Source organism: Aminobacter sp. NyZ550 (assembly GCF_025628925.2).
GTDB lineage: Bacteria > Pseudomonadota > Alphaproteobacteria > Rhizobiales > Rhizobiaceae > Aminobacter > Aminobacter ciceronei.
The window spans coordinates 2,879,559-2,905,154 of the sequence record NZ_CP114190.1 but is presented as its reverse complement, the minus strand read 5'-3'; the positions used below and the strand labels follow the sequence as shown (position 1 = coordinate 2,905,154).

30 protein-coding genes are annotated in these 25,596 nt (G+C 62.7%); 18 read left to right on the top strand and 12 right to left on the bottom strand.

Annotation, left to right across the window (positions count from 1 at the left end; all coding sequences use genetic code 11):
- The first annotated feature begins 193 nt into the window (after nucleotides 1–193).
- Nucleotides 194–892: a corrinoid protein gene (locus N7E70_RS14270; protein WP_067960949.1), complete on the top strand. Its 699-nt coding sequence runs from the start codon at nucleotides 194–196 to the stop codon at nucleotides 890–892.
- Between the two features lie 92 nt (nucleotides 893–984).
- Here the strand turns inward: N7E70_RS14270 and N7E70_RS14265 are convergent, their stop codons facing one another.
- Entirely contained in the window at nucleotides 985–1,119 is a 135-nt protein-coding gene (locus tag N7E70_RS14265) for an entericidin A/B family lipoprotein (protein WP_067960946.1), read from the bottom strand.
- 65 nt (nucleotides 1,120–1,184) lie between these two features.
- Here N7E70_RS14265 and N7E70_RS14260 point away from each other — a divergent pair, with 65 nt between their 5' ends.
- From N7E70_RS14260 to N7E70_RS14205, 12 genes are all read left to right on the top strand, one after another.
- Nucleotides 1,185–1,832: a DUF1638 domain-containing protein gene (locus N7E70_RS14260; RefSeq protein ID WP_154383922.1), complete on the top strand. Its 648-nt coding sequence runs from the start codon at nucleotides 1,185–1,187 to the stop codon at nucleotides 1,830–1,832.
- A 37-nt stretch (nucleotides 1,833–1,869) separates the two neighbouring features.
- A complete protein-coding gene (locus N7E70_RS14255; RefSeq protein ID WP_067960942.1) occupies nucleotides 1,870–2,445 on the top strand; it encodes a DUF4893 domain-containing protein in 576 nt (191 codons plus the stop codon).
- A 128-nt stretch (nucleotides 2,446–2,573) separates the two neighbouring features.
- On the top strand, nucleotides 2,574–3,233 hold the full coding sequence (locus N7E70_RS14250) for an exopolysaccharide biosynthesis protein (protein ID WP_154383921.1): 660 nt from the start codon (nucleotides 2,574–2,576) through the stop codon (nucleotides 3,231–3,233).
- Nucleotides 3,234–3,238: 5 nt separating this feature from the next.
- Nucleotides 3,239–4,006 carry a formyl transferase gene (locus N7E70_RS14245; protein ID WP_154383920.1) on the top strand — a complete coding sequence of 256 codons (768 nt, stop codon included), beginning with the start codon at nucleotides 3,239–3,241 and terminating at the stop codon, nucleotides 4,004–4,006.
- Nucleotides 4,007–4,143: 137 nt separating this feature from the next.
- A complete protein-coding gene (locus N7E70_RS14240; RefSeq protein WP_115733777.1) occupies nucleotides 4,144–4,446 on the top strand; it encodes a virulence factor in 303 nt (100 codons plus the stop codon).
- A complete protein-coding gene (locus tag N7E70_RS14235; RefSeq protein ID WP_067960936.1) occupies nucleotides 4,439–5,023 on the top strand; it encodes a methylenetetrahydrofolate reductase C-terminal domain-containing protein in 585 nt (194 codons plus the stop codon). Before N7E70_RS14240 ends, N7E70_RS14235 begins: the two co-directional genes overlap by 8 nt.
- Nucleotides 5,020–6,120 carry a methylenetetrahydrofolate reductase gene (locus N7E70_RS14230; protein WP_067960933.1) on the top strand — a complete coding sequence of 367 codons (1,101 nt, stop codon included), beginning with the start codon at nucleotides 5,020–5,022 and terminating at the stop codon, nucleotides 6,118–6,120. Before N7E70_RS14235 ends, N7E70_RS14230 begins: the two co-directional genes overlap by 4 nt.
- 77 nt (nucleotides 6,121–6,197) lie before the next feature.
- On the top strand, nucleotides 6,198–7,166 hold the full coding sequence (locus N7E70_RS14225; RefSeq protein WP_067960930.1) for a methyltetrahydrofolate cobalamin methyltransferase: 969 nt from the start codon (nucleotides 6,198–6,200) through the stop codon (nucleotides 7,164–7,166).
- A gap of 169 nt (nucleotides 7,167–7,335) precedes the next feature.
- Nucleotides 7,336–9,444, top strand: coding sequence for an ASKHA domain-containing protein (locus N7E70_RS14220; RefSeq protein WP_067960928.1), 2,109 nt, complete (start codon nucleotides 7,336–7,338; stop codon nucleotides 9,442–9,444).
- Nucleotides 9,445–9,776: 332 nt separating this feature from the next.
- Complete coding sequence (locus tag N7E70_RS14215; protein ID WP_263006733.1) at nucleotides 9,777–9,959, top strand: hypothetical protein; 183 nt, start codon at nucleotides 9,777–9,779, stop codon at nucleotides 9,957–9,959.
- 150 nt (nucleotides 9,960–10,109) lie between these two features.
- Entirely contained in the window at nucleotides 10,110–10,412 is a 303-nt protein-coding gene (locus tag N7E70_RS14210) for a hypothetical protein (protein ID WP_154383918.1), read from the top strand.
- Between the two features lie 157 nt (nucleotides 10,413–10,569).
- A complete protein-coding gene (locus N7E70_RS14205) occupies nucleotides 10,570–10,752 on the top strand; it encodes a hypothetical protein (protein ID WP_192315725.1) in 183 nt (60 codons plus the stop codon).
- Between the two features lie 21 nt (nucleotides 10,753–10,773).
- Here N7E70_RS14205 and N7E70_RS14200 read toward each other — a convergent pair whose 3' ends face one another.
- Nucleotides 10,774–11,673, bottom strand: coding sequence for a LysR substrate-binding domain-containing protein (locus N7E70_RS14200; protein ID WP_067960915.1), 900 nt, complete (start codon nucleotides 11,671–11,673; stop codon nucleotides 10,774–10,776).
- 227 nt (nucleotides 11,674–11,900) lie between these two features.
- Between N7E70_RS14200 and N7E70_RS14195 the strand changes: the two genes are divergently transcribed.
- From N7E70_RS14195 to N7E70_RS14185, 3 genes are all read left to right on the top strand, one after another.
- Nucleotides 11,901–12,080 carry a hypothetical protein gene (locus N7E70_RS14195; protein WP_263006732.1) on the top strand — a complete coding sequence of 60 codons (180 nt, stop codon included), beginning with the start codon at nucleotides 11,901–11,903 and terminating at the stop codon, nucleotides 12,078–12,080.
- Between the two features lie 324 nt (nucleotides 12,081–12,404).
- Entirely contained in the window at nucleotides 12,405–12,545 is a 141-nt protein-coding gene (locus N7E70_RS14190) for a hypothetical protein (RefSeq protein ID WP_182573457.1), read from the top strand.
- A 367-nt stretch (nucleotides 12,546–12,912) separates the two neighbouring features.
- Nucleotides 12,913–13,851, top strand: coding sequence for a GlxA family transcriptional regulator (locus N7E70_RS14185; RefSeq protein WP_353622437.1), 939 nt, complete (start codon nucleotides 12,913–12,915; stop codon nucleotides 13,849–13,851).
- 4 nt (nucleotides 13,852–13,855) lie between these two features.
- On the opposite strand, the gene N7E70_RS14180 is transcribed toward N7E70_RS14185, so the two are convergent.
- The 3 genes from N7E70_RS14180 to N7E70_RS14170 form a co-directional block, all read right to left on the bottom strand.
- Nucleotides 13,856–14,236, bottom strand: a complete 381-nt coding sequence (locus tag N7E70_RS14180; protein WP_263006731.1) for a peptidase inhibitor family I36 protein — start codon at nucleotides 14,234–14,236, stop codon at nucleotides 13,856–13,858.
- Nucleotides 14,237–14,335: 99 nt separating this feature from the next.
- Complete coding sequence (locus N7E70_RS14175) at nucleotides 14,336–15,178, bottom strand: DUF1194 domain-containing protein (protein ID WP_263006866.1); 843 nt, start codon at nucleotides 15,176–15,178, stop codon at nucleotides 14,336–14,338.
- 97 nt (nucleotides 15,179–15,275) lie between these two features.
- Nucleotides 15,276–15,692, bottom strand: a complete 417-nt coding sequence (locus N7E70_RS14170) for a DUF6463 family protein (protein WP_154383915.1) — start codon at nucleotides 15,690–15,692, stop codon at nucleotides 15,276–15,278.
- Between the two features lie 133 nt (nucleotides 15,693–15,825).
- On the opposite strand from N7E70_RS14170, the gene N7E70_RS14165 reads away from it, so the two are divergent.
- Nucleotides 15,826–16,410, top strand: coding sequence for a TetR/AcrR family transcriptional regulator (locus N7E70_RS14165; protein WP_263006730.1), 585 nt, complete (start codon nucleotides 15,826–15,828; stop codon nucleotides 16,408–16,410).
- A 34-nt stretch (nucleotides 16,411–16,444) separates the two neighbouring features.
- Here N7E70_RS14165 and N7E70_RS14160 read toward each other — a convergent pair whose 3' ends face one another.
- The 3 genes from N7E70_RS14160 to N7E70_RS14150 form a co-directional block, all read right to left on the bottom strand.
- Nucleotides 16,445–16,627 (bottom strand): hypothetical protein, encoded by a 183-nt coding sequence (locus N7E70_RS14160; RefSeq protein WP_269441396.1) that lies wholly within the window; start codon nucleotides 16,625–16,627, stop codon nucleotides 16,445–16,447.
- Between the two features lie 86 nt (nucleotides 16,628–16,713).
- On the bottom strand, nucleotides 16,714–17,205 hold the full coding sequence (locus N7E70_RS14155; protein WP_263006728.1) for a site-2 protease family protein: 492 nt from the start codon (nucleotides 17,203–17,205) through the stop codon (nucleotides 16,714–16,716).
- A gap of 157 nt (nucleotides 17,206–17,362) precedes the next feature.
- Entirely contained in the window at nucleotides 17,363–19,924 is a 2,562-nt protein-coding gene (locus N7E70_RS14150; protein WP_263006727.1) for a GcvT family protein, read from the bottom strand.
- Nucleotides 19,925–20,216: 292 nt separating this feature from the next.
- Between N7E70_RS14150 and N7E70_RS14145 the strand changes: the two genes are divergently transcribed.
- Entirely contained in the window at nucleotides 20,217–21,965 is a 1,749-nt protein-coding gene (locus N7E70_RS14145; RefSeq protein WP_263006726.1) for a hypothetical protein, read from the top strand.
- A gap of 23 nt (nucleotides 21,966–21,988) precedes the next feature.
- On the opposite strand, the gene N7E70_RS14140 is transcribed toward N7E70_RS14145, so the two are convergent.
- The 4 genes from N7E70_RS14140 to N7E70_RS14125 form a co-directional block, all read right to left on the bottom strand.
- Nucleotides 21,989–22,474 (bottom strand): cupin domain-containing protein, encoded by a 486-nt coding sequence (locus N7E70_RS14140; RefSeq protein WP_263006725.1) that lies wholly within the window; start codon nucleotides 22,472–22,474, stop codon nucleotides 21,989–21,991.
- 161 nt (nucleotides 22,475–22,635) lie between these two features.
- Nucleotides 22,636–24,048 carry an aspartate aminotransferase family protein gene (locus N7E70_RS14135; RefSeq protein ID WP_263006865.1) on the bottom strand — a complete coding sequence of 471 codons (1,413 nt, stop codon included), beginning with the start codon at nucleotides 24,046–24,048 and terminating at the stop codon, nucleotides 22,636–22,638.
- Between the two features lie 71 nt (nucleotides 24,049–24,119).
- A complete protein-coding gene (locus N7E70_RS14130; RefSeq protein ID WP_067960875.1) occupies nucleotides 24,120–25,127 on the bottom strand; it encodes an NAD-dependent epimerase/dehydratase family protein in 1,008 nt (335 codons plus the stop codon).
- Nucleotides 25,124–25,558, bottom strand: a complete 435-nt coding sequence (locus tag N7E70_RS14125; RefSeq protein ID WP_067960874.1) for an EamA family transporter — start codon at nucleotides 25,556–25,558, stop codon at nucleotides 25,124–25,126. The genes N7E70_RS14130 and N7E70_RS14125 overlap by 4 nt, the downstream gene beginning before the upstream one ends.
- Between the last annotated feature and the right edge of the window lie 38 nt (nucleotides 25,559–25,596).

Sequence of the window (25,596 nt, the reverse complement as noted above, 5' to 3'; positions counted from 1 at the left end):
TCGAAACGGCTCGCCAGCGCCAACGCCTGTCGCAAAATCGACAAGCCGACAGCCAAGACGACAGCCGGACTGCCAGTCGCTTTCGTTTTGCAGGAGGTCGCAAATCAGCTATGGATTTGCGGCACTTGCAAGCTAGGTATAGCGCAACATCAGCAAGCCGCACTTTAGCGCTGCCTCGAGGGAGCCTTAGAAGATGTCCGACGACGAAATCATCCTGTCCGAGCTTTCCGACGACGAACTCGTGCAGCAGATGCACGACGACCTGTATGACGGGCTCAAGGAAGAAATCGAGGAAGGGACCAACATCCTGCTCGAGCGTGGCTGGGCGCCCTACAAGGTGCTCACCGAAGCACTGGTCGAAGGCATGCGCATCGTCGGCGAGGATTTCCGCGACGGCATTCTGTTCGTGCCGGAAGTATTGCTCTCGGCCAACGCCATGAAGGCGGGCATGCACATCCTGCGCCCGCTGCTCGCCGCCACCGGCGCTCCCAAGCAGGGCAAGATGGTGATCGGCACCGTCAAGGGCGACATTCACGACATCGGCAAGAACCTCGTCGGCATGATGATGGAAGGCGCCGGCTTCGACGTCATCGACCTCGGCATCAACAATCCGGTCGAGAATTATCTCAATGCGATCGAAGAGCATCAGCCCGACATCATCGGCATGTCGGCGCTGCTGACCACGACCATGCCCTACATGAAAGTCGTCATCGACACGATGAAGGAAAAGGGCATCCGCGACGACTATGTCGTGCTGGTCGGCGGCGCGCCGCTCAACGAGGAATTCGGCAAGGCCGTCGGTGCCGACGCCTATTGCCGCGATGCGGCTGTGGCTGTCGAAACCGCCAAGGACTACATGAAGCGCAAGCACAACCTGCGCGCGGCCGGCTGACGACAAAGGGCCGCCCCTTGCGGCGCGGCCCTTTCATTGCGATCTGGCCGATCTGAGTTCGGCCAATCTGAGAAATGCGGCGGTATGGTGCCTTATTGGACTGTGTCCTCGATGGCGTTCGCCGTACCTTTGACATCCTTGCCGACGCCGCGAATGGTGTTGGCGCAGGAGGCCAGTGCAAGCGCGCAGGCAATGACGGCGATCGGTGCCAGACGTGACAGTTTCATGGACGGTGTCTCCCTCTCTCGATAAACTTCGTCCTAGAGCAACGAAGGCCGGATCGACTGGTTCCATGGCCGCAAAGCAGACAACGAAACCCGACGTCGAAGACAGGCTGCTGGTCATAGGCTGCGGCATGATTGCGCGCGAGGTTTTGGCGGTCAAGCAGCAGCTCGCGCTCGATCATCTCGAGCTGACCTGCCTGCCGGCCGATTTCCATTTCCACCCCAGCCGGATCGCGCCTGCCATGGACCAGGCGATCACCGAAGCGAAGGCGGAGGGGTATCGGCACATCTATGTCGGCTATGCCGACTGCGGCACCGGCGGCCTGCTCGACCGTGTCTGCGAAAAGCATGGCGTCGAGCGCATCGCCGGCCCGCATTGCTTTGCCTTCTACCAGGGTGCTGCTGCCTATGCGCAAGTCGGCGAGGCCGACATGATGTCGTTCTACATGACCGATTTCCTCTGTCGGCAGTTCGATGCCTTCTTCATCAAGCCGCTCGGCCTCGACCGACATCCCGAGCTGATGAAGGACTATTTCGGCAACTACGAGAAGCTGATCTACCTCGCCCAGACCGACGACCCCGCGCTCGACAAGGTCGCCGAGGATGCCGCCAGAATGCTCGGCCTCGTCTACGAGCGTCGCGCCACCGGCTATGGCGACCTGCCCGAGGCCCTTGCCAACGCAGCGGACGCTGCGGCACATCATCAAAGAGCCTGATTCCTCCCCTGAGGTTCGACCTTTACAGAGGTTTGCCATGGCTTTTCGACGACTGATTCTTGCTGCTGCTCTAGCAACCACGGCGACCTTCACGCATGCCGACGGCGTGGTGCAGAAGCTGATCACACCGGCAGACAAGGCCAGACTCGAAAAGTACGAAGCCACGCGTAAGGGAGCGCTTCAGGAGGCCAAGGCAGGCCAGGCACGCGAGGTCGCCGTGCTCGACGCGATCGTCGCCAAAAAGCCCATGTCGTTTTCCGATTTCGACATGACCGGCAACTGGCAGTGCCGCACCATCAAGGCCGGCGGCCTCGGCCCGCTCGTCGTCTACGGCTGGTTCAAATGCAAGGTCAGCGACGACGGCTCGGGCTGGATGCTGGAAAAGATTTCCGGCTCGCAGCGCACCAAGGGCCGCTTCTATACCGACGGCGACAGCAGACTGATCTATCTCGGCTCCGGCTTTGTCTCGGGCGAAAAGCCCAAGGCCTATGGCCGTGGCCCAGATACCGACCAGGTCGGCTATGCCTTCCGCAGCGGGCAGGCAGAATGGCGCATCGAGTTTCCGGCGCCGCGATACGAATCAAAGCTGGACATCATCGAATTCCGCCGTTGATGTTGCATTCTGCGCGAAGCGACATCACATTCGCACCCTCCGGGGTCATCAAGGATTAACCTGGCCGTCGCACACTGCGATGGGGATTGGCGCGTTGGAAAGCGGGCCGCAAGTGGGCTGAAGGCTGAATGTTAGGGCAAGACAAGCAAACCGACGCAGGCGAATTCGATGCGGCGCCGAAGCGCCGTCGTGGCCGGCGCTTGTCAGCGATCTTCGCCCAGCTCGCCCGCGACGCCAAAGGCAGCATCTCGATCGGCGACATCAGGGACACGCTGGGCAAGCGCAGTTTCGCGCCGCTTCTGGTGCTGTTTGCCGCCTTCAACATGCTGCCGCTGCCACCGGGCGCCTCGGCGGTGCTTGGCCTGCCGCTGCTGATCGTCGCAGCACAGATGGCCTTCGGCAGCAATCGCGCCTGGCTGCCCGACTTCATCACCCAGCGCTCGCTGTCGGCCGAACAGTTCCGCACGGTCACTGACTGGGTCGTTCCCAGGCTGATCCGCCTTGAGCAAGTGGTGCGTCCGCGCTACTGGCCGTTCTGGCGCAAGCGCGGGGACCGCGTCATCGGCATCATCGCGCTTGTTCTATCCGTTTCGATCACGCTCCCGATCCCGTTCGGCAATTGGCTGCCGGCCTTTGCCACGGCGCTGCTCGGCCTGGCGTTGTCGGAACGCGACGGTATTCTGTTTGCCGTCGGCAGCGTCGTCGGCGTGGCATCGCTTGCCGTCGTTTGTGCGGTCGTCGGCGGCGCCGGCATTGCCACGCACGCCTTCCTGGCCTGGCTGGGGTAGACTGAATGGATCGCAGGCCGATCGTCTTCGTGACTGAAGGCGGCGAACATATCTGGGCAATCATCAACAGCCTGACCGATCGCTTCGGCCCCGTCACTGTCGTTCTGGAAACGCCCTACCCCAAGCGTGAACTGATGAGGCGCCGCGCCAAAAAACTCGGCTGGATCTCGGTCGCCGGTCAGTTGGGCACCATGGTGCTCATCCGTGCAGCCAAGAGTCTCGTGAGCGGTGGCATCGAGCGCATTATTGCTGATGAAAAGCTGGAAATCGTGCCGCGCGCCAGCCAGGAGATCGTTCCGGTCTCCTCCGCCAATGCCCCCGAACTGATCGACGTCGTCCGCAAGCTGGAACCAGCGGTGATGTTCCTCGCCAGCTGCCGGCTGTTGTCGGCCAGGACGCTTGCCGCCATCCCCTGCCCTGTCATCAACTATCACTCCGGCATCAATCCGAAATACCGCGGCATGAACGGCGGCTATTGGGCGCTTGCCACCGGCGACCACGGCAATTTCGGCTCGACAGTACATATCGTCGATGCCGGTGTAGACACCGGCTCCGTCCTCTACCAGGCACGCGGAATTCCTGGAAAAGGCGACACTATCGCGAGCTACGCGATGCGCCAGGCTGCCTTTTCCCGCGACATCTGCATCCGGGCCGTCGAGGACGTGCTTGCCGGCCGAATGACGCCGATCGACACCGGCCTCCCATCACGCCAATGGTACCATCCGACCATCTGGCAGTATCTCTGGACGGGCATCCGCCGCGGCGTCTGGTAGACGCGTCTGCGGCAATCCTCACTTTATCTTTTTGCGACAGGAGATCGCGTCGCTTTTGAATGCGCGCGCGTCGTCCCATAACAAGCGGCACCCGCATGGTTGCGGCAATGCTCAACGTCATCGAAAGCGAGACCGAAATGGCCGACCTGATCATCGTCTACTGGCGCGACATCCCTGCACAGGTGATCGTCAAGAAGGGCCGGCAGAATGCCAAGCGCGAATTGCCGCTGCGCTTTACCGAAGCGATCGACATGTGCGCGATGCGCACCGGTGCCGGCGACACCGACGCCTATCTGGCGGAGTGGCGCAAGGCCGACCCGGTTCCGGTCAGCGACGACCTCGAGGCGGAAGCCGACAAGGCGATGGCCGAGATCGATGCAAATTTCACACGCGAGCGGCTGGTCGCTCTCGTCAAGGCAGGCGGCAAGGAAGATGGTTGATACCCAGCCGACAGTAACCCAGGCGACCTTGGTCAAGAAGGCCGCGCCCAAAAGCGACTACAAGCCGGCCGACGTATCGCCGCAGCGGCGCGTCCAGCGCAGCTACACGATCAGGCTGTGGTCGATCCGCCACTCGCGCCTGCTTGAATGGTTCTACAGCCGCTTCGCCGACGCCTTCCTGCTGCTCCATCCCCTGTGGAAGGGCATCGGCTATGGCCGTGTCGAGGCCCCGATCAAGTTCGTCGAGAAGCGGGTCAAGGGACTGATGTTCGACTGCCGGATGTGCGGCCAGTGCGTCTTGTCGTCGACCGGAATGTCGTGCCCGATGAACTGCCCCAAGCAGCTGCGCAACGGCCCCTGCGGCGGCGTCCGCGCCAACGGCAATTGCGAGGTCGAGCCCGACATGCCCTGCGTCTGGGTCAAGGCCTGGGAAGGCTCGCGCAACATGGTCAATGGCGACGCCATCCTCAACGTCCAGAAGCCGGTCGACCAGTCGCTGCGCGAAACTTCGGCCTGGCTGAGGGTGACCGCTCAGGCTGCCGCAACGCGCGAAACTGCCAGCAAGGAAGTCGCATGACCCCGCCGCGCCCGCGCCAGACCGACGAGCATCCCGATGGCATCGACCTGCCGCTCGACCCCCTGCCCGGCCACTCCTCGCGCGGCCGCCTGGAGCGCGTGCTGCGCCGGGGCGAATTCGCCGTCACCACCGAACTGAATCCGCCCGACAGCGCCGACCCCGAAGACGTCTACAACCGCGCCAAGATCTTCGACGGCTGGGTCGACGGCATCAACGCGGTCGATGCTTCTGGTGCCAATTGCCACATGTCGTCGGTCGGCATCTGTGCTCTGCTCACCCGCATGGGCTACGCACCGATCATGCAGATTGCCTGCCGTGACAAGAACCGCATCGCCATCCAGGGCGACGTGCTCGGCGCGGCCGCCATGGGCGTGGCCAACATCCTGTGCCTGACCGGCGACGGCGTGCAGGCCGGCGACCAACCCGGCGCCAAGCCGGTGTTCGACCTCGACTCGACATCGCTGCTCGAAACCGTGCGCATCATGCGCGACAATGGAAAGTTCCTGTCGGGCCGCAAGCTGACCACGCCACCGCAGCTCTTCCTTGGCGCCGCAGTCAACCCTTTCGCCCCGCCCTATGATTTCAGGCCTGTTCATCTCGGCAAGAAAATCGCCGCCGGCGCACAGTTCGTGCAGAGCCAGTACTGCTTCGACGTGCCGATGTTCCGCACCTTCATGAACCGCGTGCGCGATCTCGGTTATGACGAGAAATGCTACATCCTGGTCGGTGTCGGCCCGCTTGCCTCGGCCAAGACAGCCAAGTGGATCCGCGCCAACGTGCCGGGCATCCACATCCCGGATACAGTCATCAAGCGTCTGGAAGGCGCCCAGGACCAGAAGAAGGAAGGCAAGCAGCTCTGCATCGACATCATCAACGAGGTCAAGGAGATACCTGGCGTATCGGGAGTCCACGTGATGGCCTACCGGCAGGAGGAATATGTCGCCGAGATCGTCGATGAATCGGGCGTACTGAAGGGTCGCCGGCCATGGAAACGCGAGGCCCGTGCCGACGACCAGCGTGTCGCCGAGCGGCTCGAGCACATCCTGCACGACGACGTTACCGAATCGCAGGTCGACATGGTGAAGACCGCGCACTGACAGGCAGGCGCGACTGCCGCGCTTGAACGAAACCAGACAACGATATAAAGAAATCTTTATATCTTAGGGAGAACTTCATGACCCGCACGATCGTCGCCTCGGCGACCCGCGAAATCATCATCGGTTTCGATCAGCCTTTCTGCGTCATTGGCGAACGAATCAATCCGACCGGCCGCAAGAAGCTGGCCGCCGAGATGGTTGCCGGCAATTTCGAGACCGTCATCAAGGACGCCCTGGAACAGGCCGCCTGCGGCGCGACGATGCTGGACATCAATGCCGGCGTGACGGCGGTCGATCCGAATGCGACCGAACCGGCGCTTCTGGTGCAGACGCTCGAGATCGTCCAGAACCTGGTCGACCTGCCGCTGGCGATCGACAGCTCGGTGTCGGCGGCGATCGAGGCCGCCCTCAAGGTTGCCAAGGGCCGCCCGCTCGTCAACTCCGTCACCGGCGAGGAAGAGAAGCTCGAGGCGATCCTGCCGCTGGTCAAGAAGTACAACGTCCCGGTCGTCGCCATCTCCAATGACGAGACCGGCATCTCGATGGATCCCGACGTCCGCTTTGCGGTTGCCAAGAAGATCGTCGAACGTTGCGCCGATTTCGGTATTCCCGCCCATGACGTGGTCGTCGATCCGCTCGTCATGCCGATCGGCGCGCTTGGCGATGCCGGCCGCCAGGTCTTCGCGCTGCTGCGCCGCCTGCGTGAAGAGCTCAAGGTCAACACCACCTGCGGACTGTCCAACATCTCGTTCGGCCTGCCGCACCGCCACGGAATCAACGCCGCCTTCATCCCGATGGTCATCGGCGCCGGCATGACCTCGGCGATCATGAACCCGGTTCGTCCGCAGGAAATGGAAGCGGTGCGCGGTGCCAACGTGCTCAACGGCACCGACGAGCACTGCACCCACTGGATCAAGACCTACAAGGACTACAAGCCATCGGAGGGCGGCCACGCCGTTGCAGCTCCCGTCGCCGTCAGCGCACCGGGTGACGCCGCCGGCGGCCGCCGCCGCGGCGGCCGTGAAGCCCGCATGGCGCGCGGCTGAGATCAGTCGTGGGACACGACGCGCTCCATTTTCCCCCAGTCGTCCTGTCGGACGGGGAAGCTGAGCCGTCGCATGATTTTCCTTCCCCCCGCACGCGGGGGGAAGTTGCCGGCAGGCAGATGAGGGGCAACCCGATCGCCATAAGGTCGGTGCATTCCGGAGCATTGCAATGAACTCTCCCGCCAACATCACCGATCCGCTTGTCCTGTTCATGCCTTCGGGCAAGCGCGGCCGGTTTCCGGTGGGAACGCCCGTGCTCGACGCGGCGCGTACGCTTGGCGTCTATGTCGAAAGCGTGTGCGGCGGACGCGCCACCTGCGGCCGCTGCCAGGTCGAGGTGCAGGAAGGCAATTTCGCCAAGCACAAGATCATCTCGTCGAACGACCACATCTCGCCCAAGGGCCCGAAGGAAGAGCGCTACGAGCGCGTTCGCGGCCTGCCTGAGGGCCGGCGCCTGTCATGTTCGGCGACGATCCAGGGCGACCTCGTCATCGATGTACCACAGGACACCGTCATCAACGCGCAGGTCGTGCGCAAGGCAGCCACCGATCGCGTCATCGAGCGCAATGCCGCCGTCCAGCTCTGCTATGTCGAGCTGGAGGAGCCCGACATGCACAAGCCGCTCGGCGACCTCGACCGCCTCAAGGTGGCACTCGAAAAGGACTGGGGCTGGAAGGACCTGCTGGTAGCCCCCCACCTCATCGCCCAGGTCCAGAAGATCCTGCGCACCAAGCTGCCCGACCAGCCGGAGGTTACGCCCGGCAAATGGGGCGTGACTGCGGTAGTCCACCGCGACATGGATTCCTCGCGCCCCTTCATCATCGGCCTGTTCCCCGGCTTGAAGAACGAGGCCTATGGCATCGCCTGCGACATCGGCTCGACGACCATCGCCATGCATCTGGTGTCGCTTTTGTCCGGCCGCATCGCTTCTTCGTCAGGCACGTCCAATCCGCAGATCCGCTTCGGCGAAGATCTGATGAGCCGCGTCTCCTATGTGATGATGAACCCCGACGGTCGCGAAGCCATGACCAAGGCCGTGCGCGAGGCCGTCAACGGGCTCATCGGCAAGGTCTGCGAGGAAGGCCAGGCCAACCGCGACGACATCTTCGACTGCGTCTTCGTCGCCAATCCGATCATGCATCACCTGTTCCTCGGCATCGACCCGACGGAACTCGGCCAGGCGCCGTTCGCGCTCGCCGTTTCAGGCGCGCTGCAATTCTGGGCGCATGAGATCGACATCGAGGTCAATCGCGGCGCGCGTCTCTACACCTTGCCCTGTATCGCCGGGCACGTCGGCGCGGATGCTGCCGGTGCGACCTTGTCCGAGGGACCGTACCGCCAGGACAAGATGATGCTGCTGGTCGATGTCGGCACCAATGCCGAGATCATTCTCGGCAACCGGAACCGGGTCGTCGCCGCGTCCTCGCCCACCGGCCCGGCCTTCGAAGGCGCCGAAATCTCTTCTGGCCAACGTGCAGCCCCTGGCGCCATCGAGCGCGTGCGCATCGACCCTGAGACGCTGGAGCCGAAATACCGCGTCATCGGCACCGACAAATGGTCGGACGAGGAAGGCTTCGACGAGGCATCGTGGACCACCGGCGTCACCGGCATCTGCGGCTCGGCGATCATCGAGGTGGTGGCGGAGATGTACCTGTCTGGCATCATCTCCGAAGATGGCGTCATCGATGGATCGATGGCTGAGAAAAGCCCGCGCATCATCCCGAACGGCCGCACCTTCTCCTATCTGCTGCGCGAAGGCCGCCAGGGCGAACCACGCATTACCGTTACCCAGAACGACGTCCGCGCCATCCAGCTTGCCAAGGCAGCTCTCTATGCCGGCGTGAAGCTGCTGATGGAAAAGCAGGGCGTCGAGACCGTCGACACCATCCGCTTCGCCGGCGCCTTCGGCTCCTTCATCGATCCGAAATACGCAATGGTGCTCGGCCTGATCCCCGATTGCGACCTCGACGAGGTCAAGGCGGTCGGCAACGCCGCCGGCACCGGCGCGCTGATGGCGCTGCTCAACCGCAATCACCGCCGCGAGATCGAGACGGAGGTCGGCCAGATCGAAAAGATCGAGACCGCGCTCGAGCCGCACTTCCAGCAGCTATTCATCGACGCCATGGCGCTGCCCAACAAGGTCGATCCATTCCCCAAGTTGCAGGCCGCGGTCAAGCTACCGCCGCGCAAGGCGGCAAGCGTCGAAGGCGAGCTTTCCGACGGTGCACCACGCCGCCGGTCTCGCGAGGAACGCGCCGCGCGTCGCTCCCGCGACTGAACCACAAGGACATCTGCCCAACCGGCGCTTCGACGAGGTTTTCCGCGCCTCGCCGGAGCGCTGTTGTGCTATGATGCACGTATCGGGTGTGTTTCAGCAAGGCAACCATTAGACCTAAAGTTGCCGCTCATACGAAATCGATACGAAACAATCCCGAACTAGTTTCTGCTCGTCAGCCGCCAGCGAGCTTCGCCTCTCAGGCGGTAAACGTGCATGGCCTCGAAGATCGAATTCGGCTTTTGGAATGGATCAGGCCCCGATTCACACGAACCACAGCGTTCATTGCACGCCCCTTGAGGCGCGCGGCGCAGCGGGATTTGCAGGAGACGACAATGTCGATGATGAGCACCATCGGCCGCTTCGGTGCGGCCATCCAGAGCGTCCGCCGCGCCGCCCGATCCGAACGCATGCTGAACAGGTTGCCGCCGGAGATCCAGAAGGACATTGGCTGGCCCGCCCCGGAACATGGCCGGCGCCACGCGACACTGACGATCTGCATGTCGCCCGACCGTTGAGGCGGATGTTTCAGAATCGCGCGCAATCTGAAACAGAAAGGCGCTCAAGCGATATCAACCTGAAACACAAACGAGCATAAACTCTTACCCGGCCGGCGGCGCATCCAGTCTCGCGTGGTGCTGCCGGCCCGTTACTCCCAGGAGACGACCATGTCCATCATTGGAGAGTTTCATCAGTACGGCTCAGTGTTGCGCCATGCGTGCCGCGATAGCCGCATCGAGAACATGATGAACGGCTTGCCGCGCGAATTGCAGGTCGAGCTCGGCTGGATCGACGGGGTGACCCACCATGGGTCGGGCGCCGCGGGTCAACTCCACAAATATGGTCGCGTGGCGATGCTGATCGACGCGTTGCCCATCGACATTCAGATCGAACTCGGCTGGCCCGTCGGCCCCTTGGCGCCGGCGACAAATGTTATCGCGTTCGCCCGGCCGAAAGAGCGCTGCGCATGACCTTCGCCGAAAAGGTCGGCCTGCTCGTCTTTCGCCAGCGCACCGCCGGCCGGCCTGCCGCGGCCGACCGGCGCCTGCGCATGGCATTGAAACCGCGCCGCCGCGCAAGCTGATTGCTGGAACTCACAATCGGAATTCACATTGAAAGGAGGGCCAGATGCCCCTTTTCGACGATCTCGGCCGCATTGGCGCTCGTTACAAGCTGGCGCGAAGCGCCCGCCGGACCGTCCGCATCATGAATGCGCTGCCACCGGAGATTCAGCGCGACCTTGACTGGCACCCGCCATCGTCGCTGATGGCGAGCATCTACCGGTCGATGGCCACAGCAGTCAGGCGCTGAAGCCTTCACCACAGGTGCGCTCTAGAACTTGCCGGTAAGGTTGAAGGTCTCGAAGGCCGCGCGGATGTGGTCGGCAGCGGCCTTGACGGGCGCGCTTGCCTCGGGTGCCACGATCATCGCCAGGCTGTAGTTGCCGATCTCCGGCATGCCGTCCTTGACGCCGAGTTCGACGAGTTCGTCGCCGATGAACGACCGCGGCAGCGGCGCGACCGCCAGGTCGGACAGGATTGCGGCCCGCTGGCCGGCCGTGTGCGCGCTCATATAGGCGACACGATAGTTGCGGCCATCGCGGCCGAGCGCTTCGAGCGCCCCTGCCCGCCATGCGCACCCCTCTTCCCAGATCGACACCGGCAGCGGCTCGCGCAGATGGGCGCAGCCGCCCCTGGCGCCAGCCCAGACGATCGGCTCGGTCAGCAGCGTCTCGGCGCCTGCTGCATTGGCCCTGCAGGCATTGGTCAGCAGCGTGATGTCAAGCGCCCGATCGTCCATACGGCGTCTGAGATTGCTGCTCTGGTCGATGATGACGTCGACGGCAATCGAAGGATGCGTCTGGGCAAAACGCTTGAGCACATGCGGCAGCACGCGTTCGCCGAAATCGTCGGGCGAACCCAGGCGAACCACGCCAACGATGTCGGGAATGATGAACTTCGACACCGCCTCGCGATTGATCGCCAGCATGCGGCGCGCATAGCCGAGCAGCATTTCGCCGTCGGTGGTCAGCGTCACCGAACGCGCGTCGCGGAAGAACACCGAGCGCCCGAGAATGTCCTCGAGCTTCTTGATCTGCATCGACACGGCCGAGGGCGTGCGGAACACCGCATTGGCGGCCGTGGTGAAGCTGCCGGTTTCGGCAATCGCAACGAAAGTGCGCAGCACATCGAGGTCGAGCAGCGGCAGCGGATGATTGAGAGGTGCGTTCATGGCCAATGACCTTCAATATTTCTGATCGAAAACATCATTTCATTTCGTTTGATTGAACCTCATCCCTGAGCGATAGTCAACACCATCGAAGCAGCGGCCATGGCCACGCGTCGACAGAGCCCGGAACGGAAGCGCCATGGTGCGCGAGACGGTTGAAGCAAGCGGTGCCCACCGGGCGAGCACCTCAAGCCGGCCTTGAACCGGCCCAGCAGGAAGGAGAGACCGCAATGTCCATTTTCTCATCGATCGGGCGTATCGCCAGCGAACTCAACGCCGCCCGTACCCGCTTTAACACCGCCCGCTCGATCCGCTCGCTGCCGATCGAATTGCAGAAGGACATCGGCTGGCCGGAAGCCTTCGATTCGAACACCGGCTACCGTCGCGGCCACAGCGGTGAAGTGGTCTGAGCAGGTGTCGAGGCGAAGTCGCGACCTGTCGCATGGCGTCGACAGGTCATGCGACCTCGCCTCAGCCATGCGAGCGCCGCACGCCTGGGATGAACGGCTTGCATGGCGCCGCAGCATCCTCTCAAGAGACTGAAATAGCTTGATTTTTCGTCGCAACCGACGTCGCATCCGCAGAAATGTCGTGTGTGTCGCTTTTGAGGTGTGTCACTTCGCATTTGCAGCATGATCCGCATCGGCCAAGGCCTATATGCGCATCGTCAAACGAGCTGCCCCACTCCACAACGCGAAGGCACCCCGTGTAACCACTGTGCATGGAGACGTGTCATGAAGATTTTTGCCCGCTTGTTCGGTATCCGCCGCGACACCTCGCTGTCGACCGCGATCGAGCGCCAGCGCCTTTCCAGGACGATGCCCGGCCAGACCGGAGCGATAGCCGCAAACCGCCTCGGCATGCTCGTCGGCTGAGTTTTCTTTCGATCCCTTTCCTCCCGGATCGAACCATTGGAGCGGCGCAAGCCGCTCTTTTCTTTTTGACGCCGTCATTCGGCGACGCCAGTTGCGACATCACCAGCATTCGGCCGGCCCGGGCTGCCCCGCCGTTTCAAACGCGTCATTTGTTCGTCAAAACGAGCCAGCGGCGTTTTGCCCATGTCGCAAACTTTAATTTTAGCGACAGCTTCAACCCCATTGACAGCAAGGGAATTTGCTGTTGACGCTATGCTATTCGCGACATCGAAGTCGCGTTGTTCCCGGCCAGCGCGAGGGTTCCTTGAACGCCATCAGACATCCGATCAAACGATCGCTTGTGTTCTTCCTTGTCCCCGACTTCACCATGGTCGCCTTTGCGACCGCCCTCGACCCCTTGCGCATCGCCAATCGCATGCTCGGCTACGAGGCCTACAAATGGCGCCTGGCCAGCATCGACGGCAAGGCAGTGCCCGCCTCGAACGGCGTCGAATGCGCCGTCAACACGTCGCTCGATGAGGAGCGCAAGAAGATGGCCGGGCCTGAACGGCCATCGATGGTCATCGTCTGCACTGGCATCAATGTCGAGACCTACACCAACAAGTCGGTCTTTGCCTGGCTGCGCGAGGAGTACAATCGCGGTGTCGCCGTCGGCGGCCTCTGCACCGGCGCCTATGTGCTGGCCAATGCCGGCCTGCTGTCCAACAAGCGCTGCGCCATCCATTGGGAAAACCTTCCGGGCTTCGCCGAGGCCTTCCCCAAGGCCAATGTCTATGCCGACCTGTTCGAGGTCGACCAGAACATCTACACCTGCGCCGGCGGCACCGCGGCCCTCGACATGATGCTGAAGCTGATTGGCGACGATTTCGATGACAACCTCGTCAACCGCATCTGCGAGCAGGTGCTCACCGATCGCGTCCGCAGCCCGACCGACCGCCAGCGCCTGCCGCTGCGGGCACGGCTCGGCGTGCAGAACTCGAAGGTCCTGACAATCATCGAGCTGATGGAAGCCAACCTGTCGGAGCCGCTGTCGCTGATCGAGATCGCCGACCATGTCGGGCTGTCCAGGCGCCAGATCGAGCGCCTGTTCCGCACCGAGATGGGCCGGTCCCCTGCCCGCTATTATCTCGAAATCAGGCTCGACCGCGCCCGGCATCTTTTGATCCAGTCTTCGATGCCTGTCGTCGAGGTCGCTGTCGCCTGCGGTTTTGTCTCAGCCTCGCATTTCTCGAAATGCTACCGTGAGCTTTATGCCCGATCGCCGCAGCAGGAGCGTATCGACCGCAAACAGTTGATTGCGGCCTGACGGCCTACTGTCGCCGATAAGGGTCGTAACCGTCGTCGCCATCGTCCTGATAGCCGTCGCAGATGCACTCTGCCGACGAAATCTGGTCGTTCCAGCCGCCAATGGAGCGGGCATTGCGGTCGAACTCTTCCGACGCGCCCTGCATGCCGGTGTGCTGGTAGACGACCAGCGTGCAGCCGGGTGCGACGCGCACCGACGATACGCGGTCGTTCCAGAACCGGCCGGCGCGAAAGCTGATCGACTGGTCAGCCCGCATCGGCAGGACACGGCCGCCATAGCCATTGTGCTCGTACATCTCGCAGGCGACGTCGTCATCATACTGTGCGTTGGCGCTGCCGGCCATCAGGACCGATCCGACGGTGGCAAGGAGTGCTAGGCGTTTCATGATTCTCATTGTCCTCGTGGGCCAGAAGACGCAGAGAAAACAGCCGCGTGGCCAAACTTTGGCATTTCCCGCAACGGGACCGCAGTTTACGAGTCATGCCTAACGGCTGTCCCAGAGCCAGGAGCGGTCGCGCCACAGCTTCTCGCCGATCAGGCAGTCATATTTCGGCTGCGCCTGGGCAAGCATGACGGGCGGATGGGCGGCTTCCTCGACGGCCCACTGACGTGACGCGGGTCCAGCCAGTTCCAGCACCAGTTTGCGCCGGATCGCCTCCGGAAATTGCGACCACTCGTTGACCGGGATCATGAACGCGCCCGGCCCGCCGATGACGCAGTCAGCGTAATAGCGGTCGAGATCCTCGACGTCATAGGCATTGCCGAAGCCGCCATTGGTCATCAGCGGCAGGCCGTTGATGGTGATGCCTTGTGCCACAGCCGCGTCGCGCACCAAGTCCACCGGCGGCCCCTGGTTGTTCGGTCCGTCGCCCGAAATGTCGATCACCCGCTTCATGCCGCGATAGCCGCTTTCGGCAAAGAGATCGGCGCCAAACTCCAGCGCGCTGGAAATCGAGGTCCTGCGCGCGCTGTTGGGTGGTTTGGCCGAGAGTCGCCGCACCACCCGCTCGGCATCGGCGCGATTGGCAATGATCGTCCAGGGCACGACGATGATCTGCGACGTCGAGCCGGCCCATTCGACATAGGTCACCGCGATCTTGCCATAGGCGCCCTCGGCGATTGCCTGCAGGACACGTTCATGGGTCAGCGCCGCGGCATAGCCGTGGCGCTGGATCTCGAGTTCGTCAGGAGACATGGAGAGCGAAACGTCGACGGCCAGAACCAGCTCGACGTCGACCTGTTCGGCTGCATTGGCGTGAAGGCCGAGACCCAGCATCAGCGCCAAAGCAGCACCGCCTGCGAGAAGAGCTTTGGCCACGGCAGACATAAGCAAAGGGTAAGCGAGATTCGGCTTCTTCAAAAGAAACGCCCGGCCAGAAAGCCGGGCTTTTCAATCACATTGTCGGGAAGCGCACCGCAAATGGTTACGCTGCCGGGGAATTGCCACGCTTTCTCGACCGGACTTGCAGGCCGACTGTGAGGAACACCGAAACGACGAAGACGACGGTCAGGCCACTCGGCGGCATGATCGCCGTCATGATGGCCGTCCAGACGAGCAGCCCCCAGCCGACAAAGACAGGGATGGGCAGGCTCCTGCGATCGAGCCAGAGGATGAGCGCGCCGAGAATGACCAGCGGGATGGCCAGCGACCCGATGGATTGCCAGAACACACCGCCGGAAAGTGCCAGGTCGAGCGGCTGGGCCCTGAGCGGCGCCCAGTGATCCCAGGTCCAGAGATTGAGCGACAACCAGTTCGGCAGTTCCGCGGGGATTTCGGCCCCGAGCACGAGCATATGAATGATGCCGAGCGAAATCAGCGCAATGGCGCTCCATTTGACCATGACGTCCACCTCCTGCTGTTGACCTCGGCCACGCCACACGGCATGACCATACGGTACCGTATGTACCGCGGGCGCACTCACCTGACCATACGCATCCGTATGGTGTGGCGCGATGCCGCAAGGAGAAGACGTGATGGCTGGAAATGACCTGTCGCCAAAAGGCGGGATAAAGGACCTGACGCGTGACGACTGGTTGAGAGCCGCAGTTGCCGCTCTGGCTGAAGGTGGGGTCGAGGCCGTCAAGGTGGAGCGCCTTGCCAAATCGCTGGGTGTAAGCAAGGGCTCGTTTTACTGGCACTTCAAGGACCGGCCACAACTACTTGCGGCGATTCTCGACTTTTGGGACGCAGATTTCACGCAGCAGTTGATCAACGACGCGGCCGCTCTGGCAACTCCAAAGGAGCGCCTGCGCCATCTCGCGCAGGATGCCTTGGAAAGAACCGTTTACGGCATCGATTCTGCGCGCGCCGAAGCCGCGATCCAGTCATGGGCTGCAACCGATACCCAGGTCGCCGAGCGTCTGCGCGCCGTCGACACCGCCCGCCTCGCTTATCTCGAAAGGGAACTCGCAACCGCCGGCCTCGAACCAGACAAAGCTCGGGCCAGGGCGAAGATGCTTTATCTCGCCCTGCTCGGGCTTTACGCGGCGCGCGGCTACAATCCGGAGCTCGCCGACGACAGCACCTATCTCGCGCTGGTCGAACTGGCCTTGCAGTAGACCAAGCGGCGCGCGTGAGATTGCATGGGCGGCGTTACCGTCGGATTGGCTGCCCGCCTTTGCCGCGCCACTCCAACGTCTCGGCTTCTTCCGGCGCTGGCTTGCGGCGCACCGCCTTGGTCTTCCGGATGCCTCGCGCCGCCCGCCAGTTTGGGCCGAAGGGCGGGGGCAGCCAGATCAGGAAGCCTTTCGATGCCACCCACAGCATGGCAACCATGCGCAGCGTCGACAGGGTAAGGCCGCAAATCCCGACGATCCGTGTCGCGGCTTGCGGGCTCAGCCTTGCCTGCAACAGCTCCCTGGCTATGACCCCCCGTCGAGAGGCAGGGCCGGCAGCAGGTTGAGACATGCGAGCGCAAGATTGAGGACCGCGCCCAGCGCAAAGGTCCACGCCAGCAGGCGCAAAGGTTCGAGCGCTGGCGGGACAAGGCTGAGACCTGGCCCTGCGGAGGCAGCGAATAGATAATAGCCGGCCAGAAACAACAGCCCTACGGTCAGGTTCACCATCGGCCCGGCAGCATAGATCCATGCCCATGGCGCGCGAATCTGGCCGAATGGTCTGAACAAGATACGCCCACCGAACACATAGAGCTCGATGCGCTCGGCGGCGATCTTGCTACCGCGCGCGGCCCAGAGATGGCCGAGTTCGTGAAGCAGCACCGCCGAGAACAGCAGCACCGCGACAATGACGGTGAGCACTAGGGCATGCCGCGGCCGCACGAACCATTCATGCAGGAACGGCAGCATCACAGGAATGGCAAAGGTCGCGTGGACATGAACGGGAACGCCGGCCACGCGGAATGTCAGCGCATCAACGCGCCTTTTTGATCGAACGGTCGCCAGAAACCCCTCCCCGGTCGGCTGGTTTGGCCGAGCGTATCAGACCTGGGCCAGGCAGGGGTAGCCGTGTCGAGCGGTCGACAGGAGTTTCCGACCGCTCAAAACTGCCATGTCAGCTGCGCGGCTTCAGGTTCTCCGGATCATAGAGCGGCTTGTAGCCGATGCCGACAACCTCGACCGGATAGGTTTCGGCGAAATACTCGACAACGAGCTTGCGGCCTTCCTGGCAATAGGCGTGAGGCAGATAGGCCAGCGCGATATTCTTGCCGATGGTCGGGCCGAAGGCGATCGAGGTCGTGTAGGAACGGCGCCCGAGCTCGTCGACCAGCACTTCGCCCGTCTGCGGGTCGATGACCGGCAGCGTGCCGACCGGGTAACGCTTGACGCCGTTCCTGTCGGTGTTTTCGGTCATGACCAGCGTGCACAGCATCGCTGGCTGGTGATCGCGCGCCTTGTATTCAAGATGCTTGGCCTTGCCGCGGAAATCGACGTCCTTGACCTTCGGGCGGGCAAGATCGGCCTCGATCAAATTGTATTGGGTGAGCAGGTCGGCGTTCTGCAACCGCAGGCTCTTTTCCATGCGGCGCGAATTGGCATAGGTCTCGACGCCGAAGGCCATGACGCCGGTCGAGCGCAGCGCATCCCAGACGGCCAGGCCATCCTCGTATTTCATGTGCAGTTCCCAGCCCTGCTCGCCGACATAGGAGATGCGGAACGCTGTGACACTCTTGCTGGCGATCTCGATCTGCTTGATCGCGGCGAAGGCAAAATTTTCCTGGTCGAGGCCAGCAGGGTTCGCCACCACCTTCTTCAGGTTCTCGCGGGCATTCGGCCCCCAGATGCCGATGGTGATGAACTTTTCCGACGTGTCGGTGATGGTGACGTCGAGGCCACGATCCTCGGCGACGCGCTTCATGTAGTGGAAGTCGCGCGGACCGGCATCGGCACCGTTCACCAACCGGCAGCGGTCGGCCATGCGGAACACGGTGAAGTCGGCGCGCACCATGCCCTCGTCGTCGAGGAAGTGAGTGTAGACGCCCTTGCCGATGTTGCCGTCGCCGCCGATCTTGGCAGCGCAGAGCCATTCCAAGAGCTCGACATGGTCGGGGCCTTCGATATCGACCATGTGGAAATGGCTGAGGTTGACGATGCCGCAATCCTCGCTCATCGCCAGATGCTCGGCATTCGAAACGCGCCAGAAGTGCCTGGAGTCCCACTCGTTCTCGCGCACCGGCACGCGGTCGCCATACTTCTCCAGCAGGTGCTCATTGGCCTTGTAGCCATGCGCACGCTCCCAGCCGCCAAGTTCCATGAAGTAGCCGCCGAGCTCGACTTCGCGTTCGTAGAAGGGCGAGCGCTTGACGTTGCGGCCGGTGGCATAGGGCTCGCGAGTATGAACGGCCGGGAAATAGATCTTCTGCGCCGCCTCGAAGGTACGGCCTTCGATGAACTTCTCTTCCAGCTGGTGCGGGTAGAAGCGGGCATAGTCGATCGAGTTGTGGTCGATCTCGGTGCGGCCGTCGGTCATCCAGTCGGCGATCAGCTTGCCGTAGCCGGGTCCGTCCTTGACCCAGATGGCGACGCAGTACCAGAGGCCGCGCACCTTCTGGCTTTCACCGCAGGAGGCGCCGCCGGCAGCGGAAACCTGCAGCAGGCCGTTGAAGGAGTGGCTCTCGTTGTAGCCGATCTCGCCAAGGATCGGCGTCAGCTCCATGGCGCGCTCGAGCGGCTCCATGATCTGCTCCATGTCGAGGTCGCGCTGCGACGGCGACAGGCGAGCCTCATGTTTTTCCAGGAGCTCGCGCGGATGACAGAGGCGCGGATTGGTCTGCTCGTAGTAGCCCCACTCGATCTGGCCGCCTTCGGTGGTCTTGGGGTCGCCGGTGTCGCGCATATAGGCCGAGTTGCCCTGGTCGCGCAGCAGCGGGAAGCCGATTTCCTTGCCGGTGCCCTCGAACTCGTTGTAGGGGCCGAAGAAGGTCAGCGGGTGGTCGACCGGCATGACAGGCAGGTCCTCGCCGACCATTTCGGCGATCAGGCGGCCCCAGATGCCGGCGCAGACGACGACATGGTCGGCCATGATTGTGCCGCGATGGGTGACGACGCCCTTGATACGGCCACCCTCGACGATCAGCGACGTCGCCGGCGTGTTGCCGAAGACCTGGAGCTTGCCGGACTTCTCGGCGGCATCGACAAGCTTGCCTGCGACCGTCTGCGAGCGCGGGATGACGAGGCCGGCATCGGGATCGAACATGCCGCCCATCACCTGATCTTCCTCGATCAGCGGGAACATCGCCTTGATTTCGGAGGGCGAAACGTAGTGTGCGCGGGTGCCGAACGCCTTGGCCGAGGAAAGCTTGCGCTTGATCTCCTCCATCCAGCTGTCGTCGCCGGCGCGCGCCACCTCGAGGCCGCCAATGCGGGCGTAGTGGCCCATCTTCTCGTAGAAATCGATCGAATATTGCGTGGTCCAGACCGAGAGATAGTCGTGGCTGGTGGTGTAGCAGAAGTCGGAGGCATGCGCCGTCGAGCCGATGTCGGTCGGCACGCCCGACTTGTCGATGCCGACGATGTCGGTCCAGCCGCGCTCGATCAGGTGATGGGCAATCGATGCGCCCACGATACCGCCCAACCCGACGATGACGACCTTTGCCGTTTTCGGAAACTCAGCCATTACCCACGACTCCGAGATGATATTGCGCGCAGACTATAGAGCGCCGCAGCGCGATTGCAGCCTGTTTGCGACATTGCCACAAGGCCGCGCGACCTCGGCAAAATTGCCGGCATGATCCGCCGCGCCGCCCGGTTCTGCTCCTGCCGCAGACGCGCCTTCGTCACCCCGGCCCACAGTCCGCGGCCACGGACGCAAGCATGACGAAATCGGCCCGCTTAACGCTTTTGTCGCCATTTACCTGTAGTTGAATACAACAACTCCATGTCGATCGAGATTGCCGCAGGTGCCGAAGATGAACACCACTTTCACGCCGCCTGCTGCATCCCTGGGTTCACGCCTCAAGGCCAAGACGACAAGCCCGCTTTTTCTTTTGGCTGTCGCGTTTCTGCTGGTTTGCACCTTGCTGGCATTGCCGGTCGCCGTGCCGATCGGCCCGATGTATTGGGACGTGCTGATCTATTACGATGCGGCGAACCGCATTTTCGACGGCCAGGTGCCGATCAACGACTTCTTCACCCCCGTCGGCCCGCTCGGCTACTACCTGTTTACAGGCTGGGTGACGCTGTTTCCCAACGCCCAGCCGGCGCTCGTGGCGCACTGGTCGCTGCTTGCCGTCACCGCACCGCTGATTGCGCTGGTGCTGTGGGATGTCGGCCAGCGTTCGCGCGGCATCGCATTTGCGCTGCTGGTGCCGTTCCTGCTGTTCGCCCTGCTGCCCTTCAACACGCGCGAATTCTATCCGTTCCCCGGCTCCGACGCCTTCGGCATCTATAACCGCCAGGTCTGCCAGATGCTGTATGTGCTGGTGGCCGCGCTGATGTTCGTGCGCAATCGCTACCTGCTGGTTGCGCTGATTTCGCTCACAATGACGGCGCTGTTCTTCCTCAAGATCACCGGTTTCGTCGCCGGCGGCGTCATCGCCGCCTATGCGTTCTTCGCCGGCCGCGTGAAGTTTCGCTACGCGCTGGAGGCGCTGGTCATCTTCGCCGCCGTCCTTGCCGCCATCGAACTATCCAGCGGCCTGGTCAGCCACTACATCACCGACATCCTCAAGCTGGTGATGATGAACGGCGGCACGCTCTTGCCGCGCTTCCTGCAGTCCACCTCGATCAATTTCGGAGTCGTGCTGGCGACGTCTGCGCTCGCCCTGGTCCTGCTCTGGTCCGACCGGCACAAGCTGTCCGAGCGCTTTTCCGCCGACCGCAAGACGTCGCTTGCGACAGCGGTTTCGGGGCTTCTCGACCATAACGGGCTTTGGCTGCTCGCTGTCCTGTTCGCCGGCGTGCTGTTCGAGACGCAGAACACCGGCAGCCAAGCGTTCATCTTCCTGGCGCCGCTCATCGTCGCCATCCTGCTCAAGGCGTCCAGGCTGCTTGCCAAGCCTATGGTGCTGCTCTCGGTCCTGGGACTGGCTGCGGCCGTCATATTGCCGCCAGCGTTGTTCGTCGTCGAGCGCGCGGCCCGCGCCTATATCGGCTCGCTCAAGAACCGGCCCATCGCGCAGCGCAATCTTGGTACGCTCGGGGCGGTCAACATGCGCAGCGAGGTCGCCGTCCGTGTCGACCATATGCTGAAATTCTACCCGGAGCATCGGCAGCTCTATGCCGACCTCACCAACGCCGGCGAGTTGCCGACGCCGCTGCTCTATTCCGATTTCGACTTCCAGGTCACCTATCTCAGCAATGTCGATACGGCGGTCGATTCCATCCGCAAGCTGGAAGCCGACAAGGGCGTCCACTTCAACACGCTGATGTCGCTGAACTTCGTCAACCCCTTCCCTTGGCTGCTCGACCGCTCGGCACCGCTGCACATCGCCATCGGCGCCGACCCGATGCGCGCCGTGCCCGACCCCGGCTCGACCGAGGAGGCGACGGTGGCGGACACCGACCTCGTCCTCCTGCCCACCTGCCCGCCGACCACGGCCAATGCCGCGCTCTACGACATGTACAAGAGCGCACTAACCCAGCACCGCCGTATCCAGCTCGATTCCTGCTACGACGCCTTCGTCCATCCCAGGTTTTTCGCAGCGCTGGACAAGTAGCGTCGAGCCGCAAACGGAACGGCTTACCTGCTCTCGCGGTCGTAGTAGTCGGTCGTATTCTCGGCCCGGAACATCTTGCGGAGCCCGGGAACTCCCCGCTTGCCGGAGACGACCATCACCTTGCCCGAGTCCGGGTACTCGCAGGCATCGACCTCGACCAGCGTCGACAATGCCAGATACCGCATCGTCGTCGTGCCGGTGTTGATGATCTGGTGGGCCACTTCAGCTCCCCCGGTCGGACAGGCGATGACGTCGTGCTGACGGATCGGATAGCGCTTGTCGCCGAAGCGTAGCTCGCCCTCACCTTCCATGATGAAGAACATCTCCTCTTCGCCGCGATGGTTGTGGAACGGGCATTGAACCTTGCCCGGCGGCAGGACGGTGAGGTTGTAGCCGAGGTTTTGCGCGCCGATGTGACGGCTTATCGACGCCCTCTTCGACGTGTAGATGCCATTCTCCTCGATGTCGTCGAACTCGACCTCGTCCAGATTCATGATCGGCTTGACCATTCGCTCCTCCCGATTGTTGCTCCGCCGCGCCATCCGAACATGCCGCGCTTGCGGAAGCCGGACAACCGCCTCCCGCCGACAGCGCCAACGCCCTCCGGCAACCAGCTAACAAAAAAAGCCGGGTCGAGACCCGGCTTTGGAGGCGACGGGGATGATGTCCCCTACTTGACCTGGCTTTTGACGAAGTCCTTGACGATCGAAACGATGCCGCGGCCGAGCAGGCTGTCGAGGGCTGCGATCAGCACGTCGACATCGGCGCGGCTGCAGGTCAGCGGCGGCAGCAGGCGCACGACATTACGGTTGTACTCGGTGAAGGCCACCAGCACGTCATAGTCCCGCAGCAGCAGCGCCCCGACGAAGCCTGACAGCGACCCCTTGAGCTTGTCGTCGAGCACGCTGACCACCGGGCGCAGCACCATCGGCAGCGTCTGCGAGAAGTCGTGGAACTCGAGCCCGACCATCAGGCCCTGGCCGCGAACCTCCTTGATGATCTTGGGGTACTTCGCCTGGAGCTCCTCCAGCCGCGCCAGGAGATAGGCGCCGGTGTCGGCCGAATTCTCGATCAGGCCTTCGTCATAGAGCACGTTGAGCGTCTCGATGGCCGTGATGCAGCCCTCGCCGATACCGCCGAAGGTCGCCATGGCATGGATCATCGCCGTCTTCGGCGTGCCATAGGCCTTCATGTAGACGTCGCGGCGGGCGATCATCGCAGCCATCGCTGCCTTGCCGCCACCCAGCGACTTGGCAACCGCGGTGATGTCGGGCACCACGTCATAGTGCTCGAAGGCATAGAAGCGGCCGGAACGGCCGACGCCGCACTGCACCTCGTCGGCGACCCAGATCACCCCATACTGGTCGCACAGCGCGCGCAGCTTGTGCCAGAACGCGGCCGGTGCCTTGTTGATGCCGCCACCACCCTGGATCGTCTCGAGCACGATGGCGCCGATGGCCGGATCGGAACGGAACGCCTTCTCGATGGCATCGATGTCGCCGAACGGCACCCGCACGGTGTTTTCGGTGAGCTTGAACTCGCCGCGATAGAGCGCGCCGTCGGTGACCGAGAGCACGCCCTTGGTCTTTCCGTGGAACGAGTTCTCGGCATAGACGATCCTGGGACGTGCCGGCCCCGCAGCACGCTCGGCGAGCTTGACAGCTGCTTCCATGGCTTCCGAACCGGACGAGCCGAAAAACACCATGTCGAGATCGCCGGGCGAGATCTGCGCCAGATTGTAGGCCAGCGCCGAGGCGTATTGCGACATGAAGGCGATGCCGATTTCGTGGCGCTTCTCGTCCTGGAACTTCTTGCGCGCCTCGAGCACGCGCGGATGGTTGTGGCCGAGCGCCAGCGAACCGAAGCCGCCGAAGAAATCGAGGATCTTGCGGCCATTCTGATCGATGTAGTGCATGCCCTCGGCACGCTCGATCTTGATCTTGTGGAAGCCGAGCAGCTTCATGAAATGCAGCTGGCCGGGGTTGAGATGCGCCTTGAACAGGTCGGTCATCCTGGCGACGTCGAGCGCCTTGGCCTGCTCGACCGACATCAGGTTCGGCTTGGCGAGCTTTGCCGAAGTCATTGCCGGAGCAACCGCGACGGCATGCGAATGGGCCGTATCCGGCTTGGTGACAAGCGTCATGTTCATATCCTCTATTCAGCCGGGGCGTGCTGCGTGGACGCAGCGAGGCCGTCCTTTTTGGCGCGATATTCCTTGTAGGCTGCGATGAGCATGTCCTCGTCGCGGTACTGCGGCACCCAGCCGAGCTGGCGCTCGCCCTTGGAGACGTCGAGAACGCACTCCTCGTCGGCGATCAGATACTGCTCGGGATCCATGATCGGCATGTTCATCAGGTCGAGCAGGTCGAGCGTCCGCTTGACCGCCCAGCCCGGCGTCGGCAGCAGGATCGACTTCGAACCGGCATGCTTGACCAGGTCGCCGAGCAGCTTGCGCACCGGCGGCGGATTGAGCGATCCGAGATTGTAGGCCTCGTTCGGCACGCCGGCCTTCCAGGCAAGCCGCGCTGCCTCGGCGCAGTCGAACACCGAGATGAACTGGTATGGGTTCCTGCCCGAACCGATCATCGGCACCGGCAGGTTCCAGTCGATCAGCTTGAACAGCTTCTCCAGAATGCCGAGACGGCCGGGCCCGATGATCAGGCGCGGGCGGAACAGCGAGATGTTCATGCCGCGCGTCCGCCACTCGGCGGCCAGTTCCTCGGTCTTCTGCTTCGACCAGCCATATTCGCCGAGCGGCGCCACCGGATGCTCTTCGGTCATCGGATGGGTCACGGTATGACCGTAGATCATGTCGGTGGTGTAGTGGACCAGCCTCGGCGCTGCCGCATGGTCCATCGCCTTGATGATGTTCTCGGTACCGAAATAGTTGACCGGGAAGAAGAAGTCGTGGCGCTTGGCCCGCACCTGCAGCGGCGACAGCATCTTGGCCGACAGGTTGTAGACCATGTCGTCGGCCTTGATGCCGACGGCTGCGATCGCGGCGGGATCGGTCACGTCGCAATGGACAAAACGCGCGTTGCGGTAATGCGCAAGGTCGCTCTTGACGATGTCGGCAACGACAACCTCTTCGCCGTCGGCGATCAGTTTGGGCGCAAGATGACGACCGACGAAGCCGTCGCCTCCGAAAATGATGTGTCTCATCGCAAAAGCTCGCTTGTCTTGGTGGGTTCGGTAGAGGCCGCGGCGACAACTTCGCCATGGTCGCGGCCGCTTTGGGCGATCAGCACGGTGCCGACGCAGATGAAGGCGATGCCGGCGATGCGCCAGGCATTCAGGTCTTCATGGAAGACGAAGTAGGCAAACACCGCCACCGCCACATAGGCCAGGCTGAGGAAGGGATAGGCGAAGCTGAGCTCGACCTTGGACAGCACATAGAGGTGCGATGCCATCGAGATGACGAAAGTCAGCAGTCCGGCGAAAACCCATGGGCTGAAGACGATCTGCAGTATCTTGATCAGCGGATTGCTGCCTTCGAAAGAAAGCGGACCAAGAGACATCATGCCCTGTTTCAGCATCAGCTGGGCCGCAGCATTGGTCATCACTGTGAAAAGGATGAAGAGGATATACTTCATTGCTTTGTCCGTCCTTCGCACAACCTATCGGAAAGCCC

Bases quoted from the DNA above. Each gene is read 5' to 3' on its own strand.
- N7E70_RS14180 (WP_263006731.1), bottom strand. From the start codon at position 14,236: ATGAAACGCCTAGCACTCCTTGCCACCGTCGGATCGGTCCTGATGGCC.
- N7E70_RS14215 (WP_263006733.1), top strand. From the start codon at position 9,777: ATGTCGATGATGAGCACCATCGGCCGCTTCGGTGCGGCCATCCAGAGC.
- N7E70_RS14220 (WP_067960928.1), top strand. From the start codon at position 7,336: ATGAACTCTCCCGCCAACATCACCGATCCGCTTGTCCTGTTCATGCCT.
- N7E70_RS14210 (WP_154383918.1), top strand. From the start codon at position 10,110: ATGTCCATCATTGGAGAGTTTCATCAGTACGGCTCAGTGTTGCGCCAT.
- N7E70_RS14255 (WP_067960942.1), top strand. From the start codon at position 1,870: ATGGCTTTTCGACGACTGATTCTTGCTGCTGCTCTAGCAACCACGGCG.
- N7E70_RS14230 (WP_067960933.1), top strand. From the start codon at position 5,020: ATGACCCCGCCGCGCCCGCGCCAGACCGACGAGCATCCCGATGGCATC.
- N7E70_RS14145 (WP_263006726.1), top strand. From the start codon at position 20,217: ATGAACACCACTTTCACGCCGCCTGCTGCATCCCTGGGTTCACGCCTC.
- N7E70_RS14170 (WP_154383915.1), bottom strand. From the start codon at position 15,692: ATGGTCAAATGGAGCGCCATTGCGCTGATTTCGCTCGGCATCATTCAT.
- N7E70_RS14140 (WP_263006725.1), bottom strand. From the start codon at position 22,474: ATGGTCAAGCCGATCATGAATCTGGACGAGGTCGAGTTCGACGACATC.
- N7E70_RS14135 (WP_263006865.1), bottom strand. From the start codon at position 24,048: ATGACTTCGGCAAAGCTCGCCAAGCCGAACCTGATGTCGGTCGAGCAG.
- N7E70_RS14265 (WP_067960946.1), bottom strand. From the start codon at position 1,119: ATGAAACTGTCACGTCTGGCACCGATCGCCGTCATTGCCTGCGCGCTT.
- N7E70_RS14195 (WP_263006732.1), top strand. From the start codon at position 11,901: ATGTCCATTTTCTCATCGATCGGGCGTATCGCCAGCGAACTCAACGCC.
- N7E70_RS14235 (WP_067960936.1), top strand. From the start codon at position 4,439: ATGGTTGATACCCAGCCGACAGTAACCCAGGCGACCTTGGTCAAGAAG.
- N7E70_RS14245 (WP_154383920.1), top strand. From the start codon at position 3,239: ATGGATCGCAGGCCGATCGTCTTCGTGACTGAAGGCGGCGAACATATC.
- N7E70_RS14225 (WP_067960930.1), top strand. From the start codon at position 6,198: ATGACCCGCACGATCGTCGCCTCGGCGACCCGCGAAATCATCATCGGT.
- N7E70_RS14125 (WP_067960874.1), bottom strand. From the start codon at position 25,558: ATGAAGTATATCCTCTTCATCCTTTTCACAGTGATGACCAATGCTGCG.
- N7E70_RS14165 (WP_263006730.1), top strand. From the start codon at position 15,826: ATGGCTGGAAATGACCTGTCGCCAAAAGGCGGGATAAAGGACCTGACG.
- N7E70_RS14185 (WP_353622437.1), top strand. From the start codon at position 12,913: ATGGTCGCCTTTGCGACCGCCCTCGACCCCTTGCGCATCGCCAATCGC.
- N7E70_RS14160 (WP_269441396.1), bottom strand. From the start codon at position 16,627: ATGGTTGCCATGCTGTGGGTGGCATCGAAAGGCTTCCTGATCTGGCTG.
- N7E70_RS14250 (WP_154383921.1), top strand. From the start codon at position 2,574: ATGTTAGGGCAAGACAAGCAAACCGACGCAGGCGAATTCGATGCGGCG.
- N7E70_RS14240 (WP_115733777.1), top strand. From the start codon at position 4,144: ATGGCCGACCTGATCATCGTCTACTGGCGCGACATCCCTGCACAGGTG.
- N7E70_RS14260 (WP_154383922.1), top strand. From the start codon at position 1,185: ATGGCCGCAAAGCAGACAACGAAACCCGACGTCGAAGACAGGCTGCTG.
- N7E70_RS14175 (WP_263006866.1), bottom strand. From the start codon at position 15,178: ATGTCTGCCGTGGCCAAAGCTCTTCTCGCAGGCGGTGCTGCTTTGGCG.
- N7E70_RS14130 (WP_067960875.1), bottom strand. From the start codon at position 25,127: ATGAGACACATCATTTTCGGAGGCGACGGCTTCGTCGGTCGTCATCTT.
- N7E70_RS14150 (WP_263006727.1), bottom strand. From the start codon at position 19,924: ATGGCTGAGTTTCCGAAAACGGCAAAGGTCGTCATCGTCGGGTTGGGC.
- N7E70_RS14190 (WP_182573457.1), top strand. From the start codon at position 12,405: ATGAAGATTTTTGCCCGCTTGTTCGGTATCCGCCGCGACACCTCGCTG.
- N7E70_RS14205 (WP_192315725.1), top strand. From the start codon at position 10,570: ATGCCCCTTTTCGACGATCTCGGCCGCATTGGCGCTCGTTACAAGCTG.
- N7E70_RS14270 (WP_067960949.1), top strand. From the start codon at position 194: ATGTCCGACGACGAAATCATCCTGTCCGAGCTTTCCGACGACGAACTC.
- N7E70_RS14200 (WP_067960915.1), bottom strand. From the start codon at position 11,673: ATGAACGCACCTCTCAATCATCCGCTGCCGCTGCTCGACCTCGATGTG.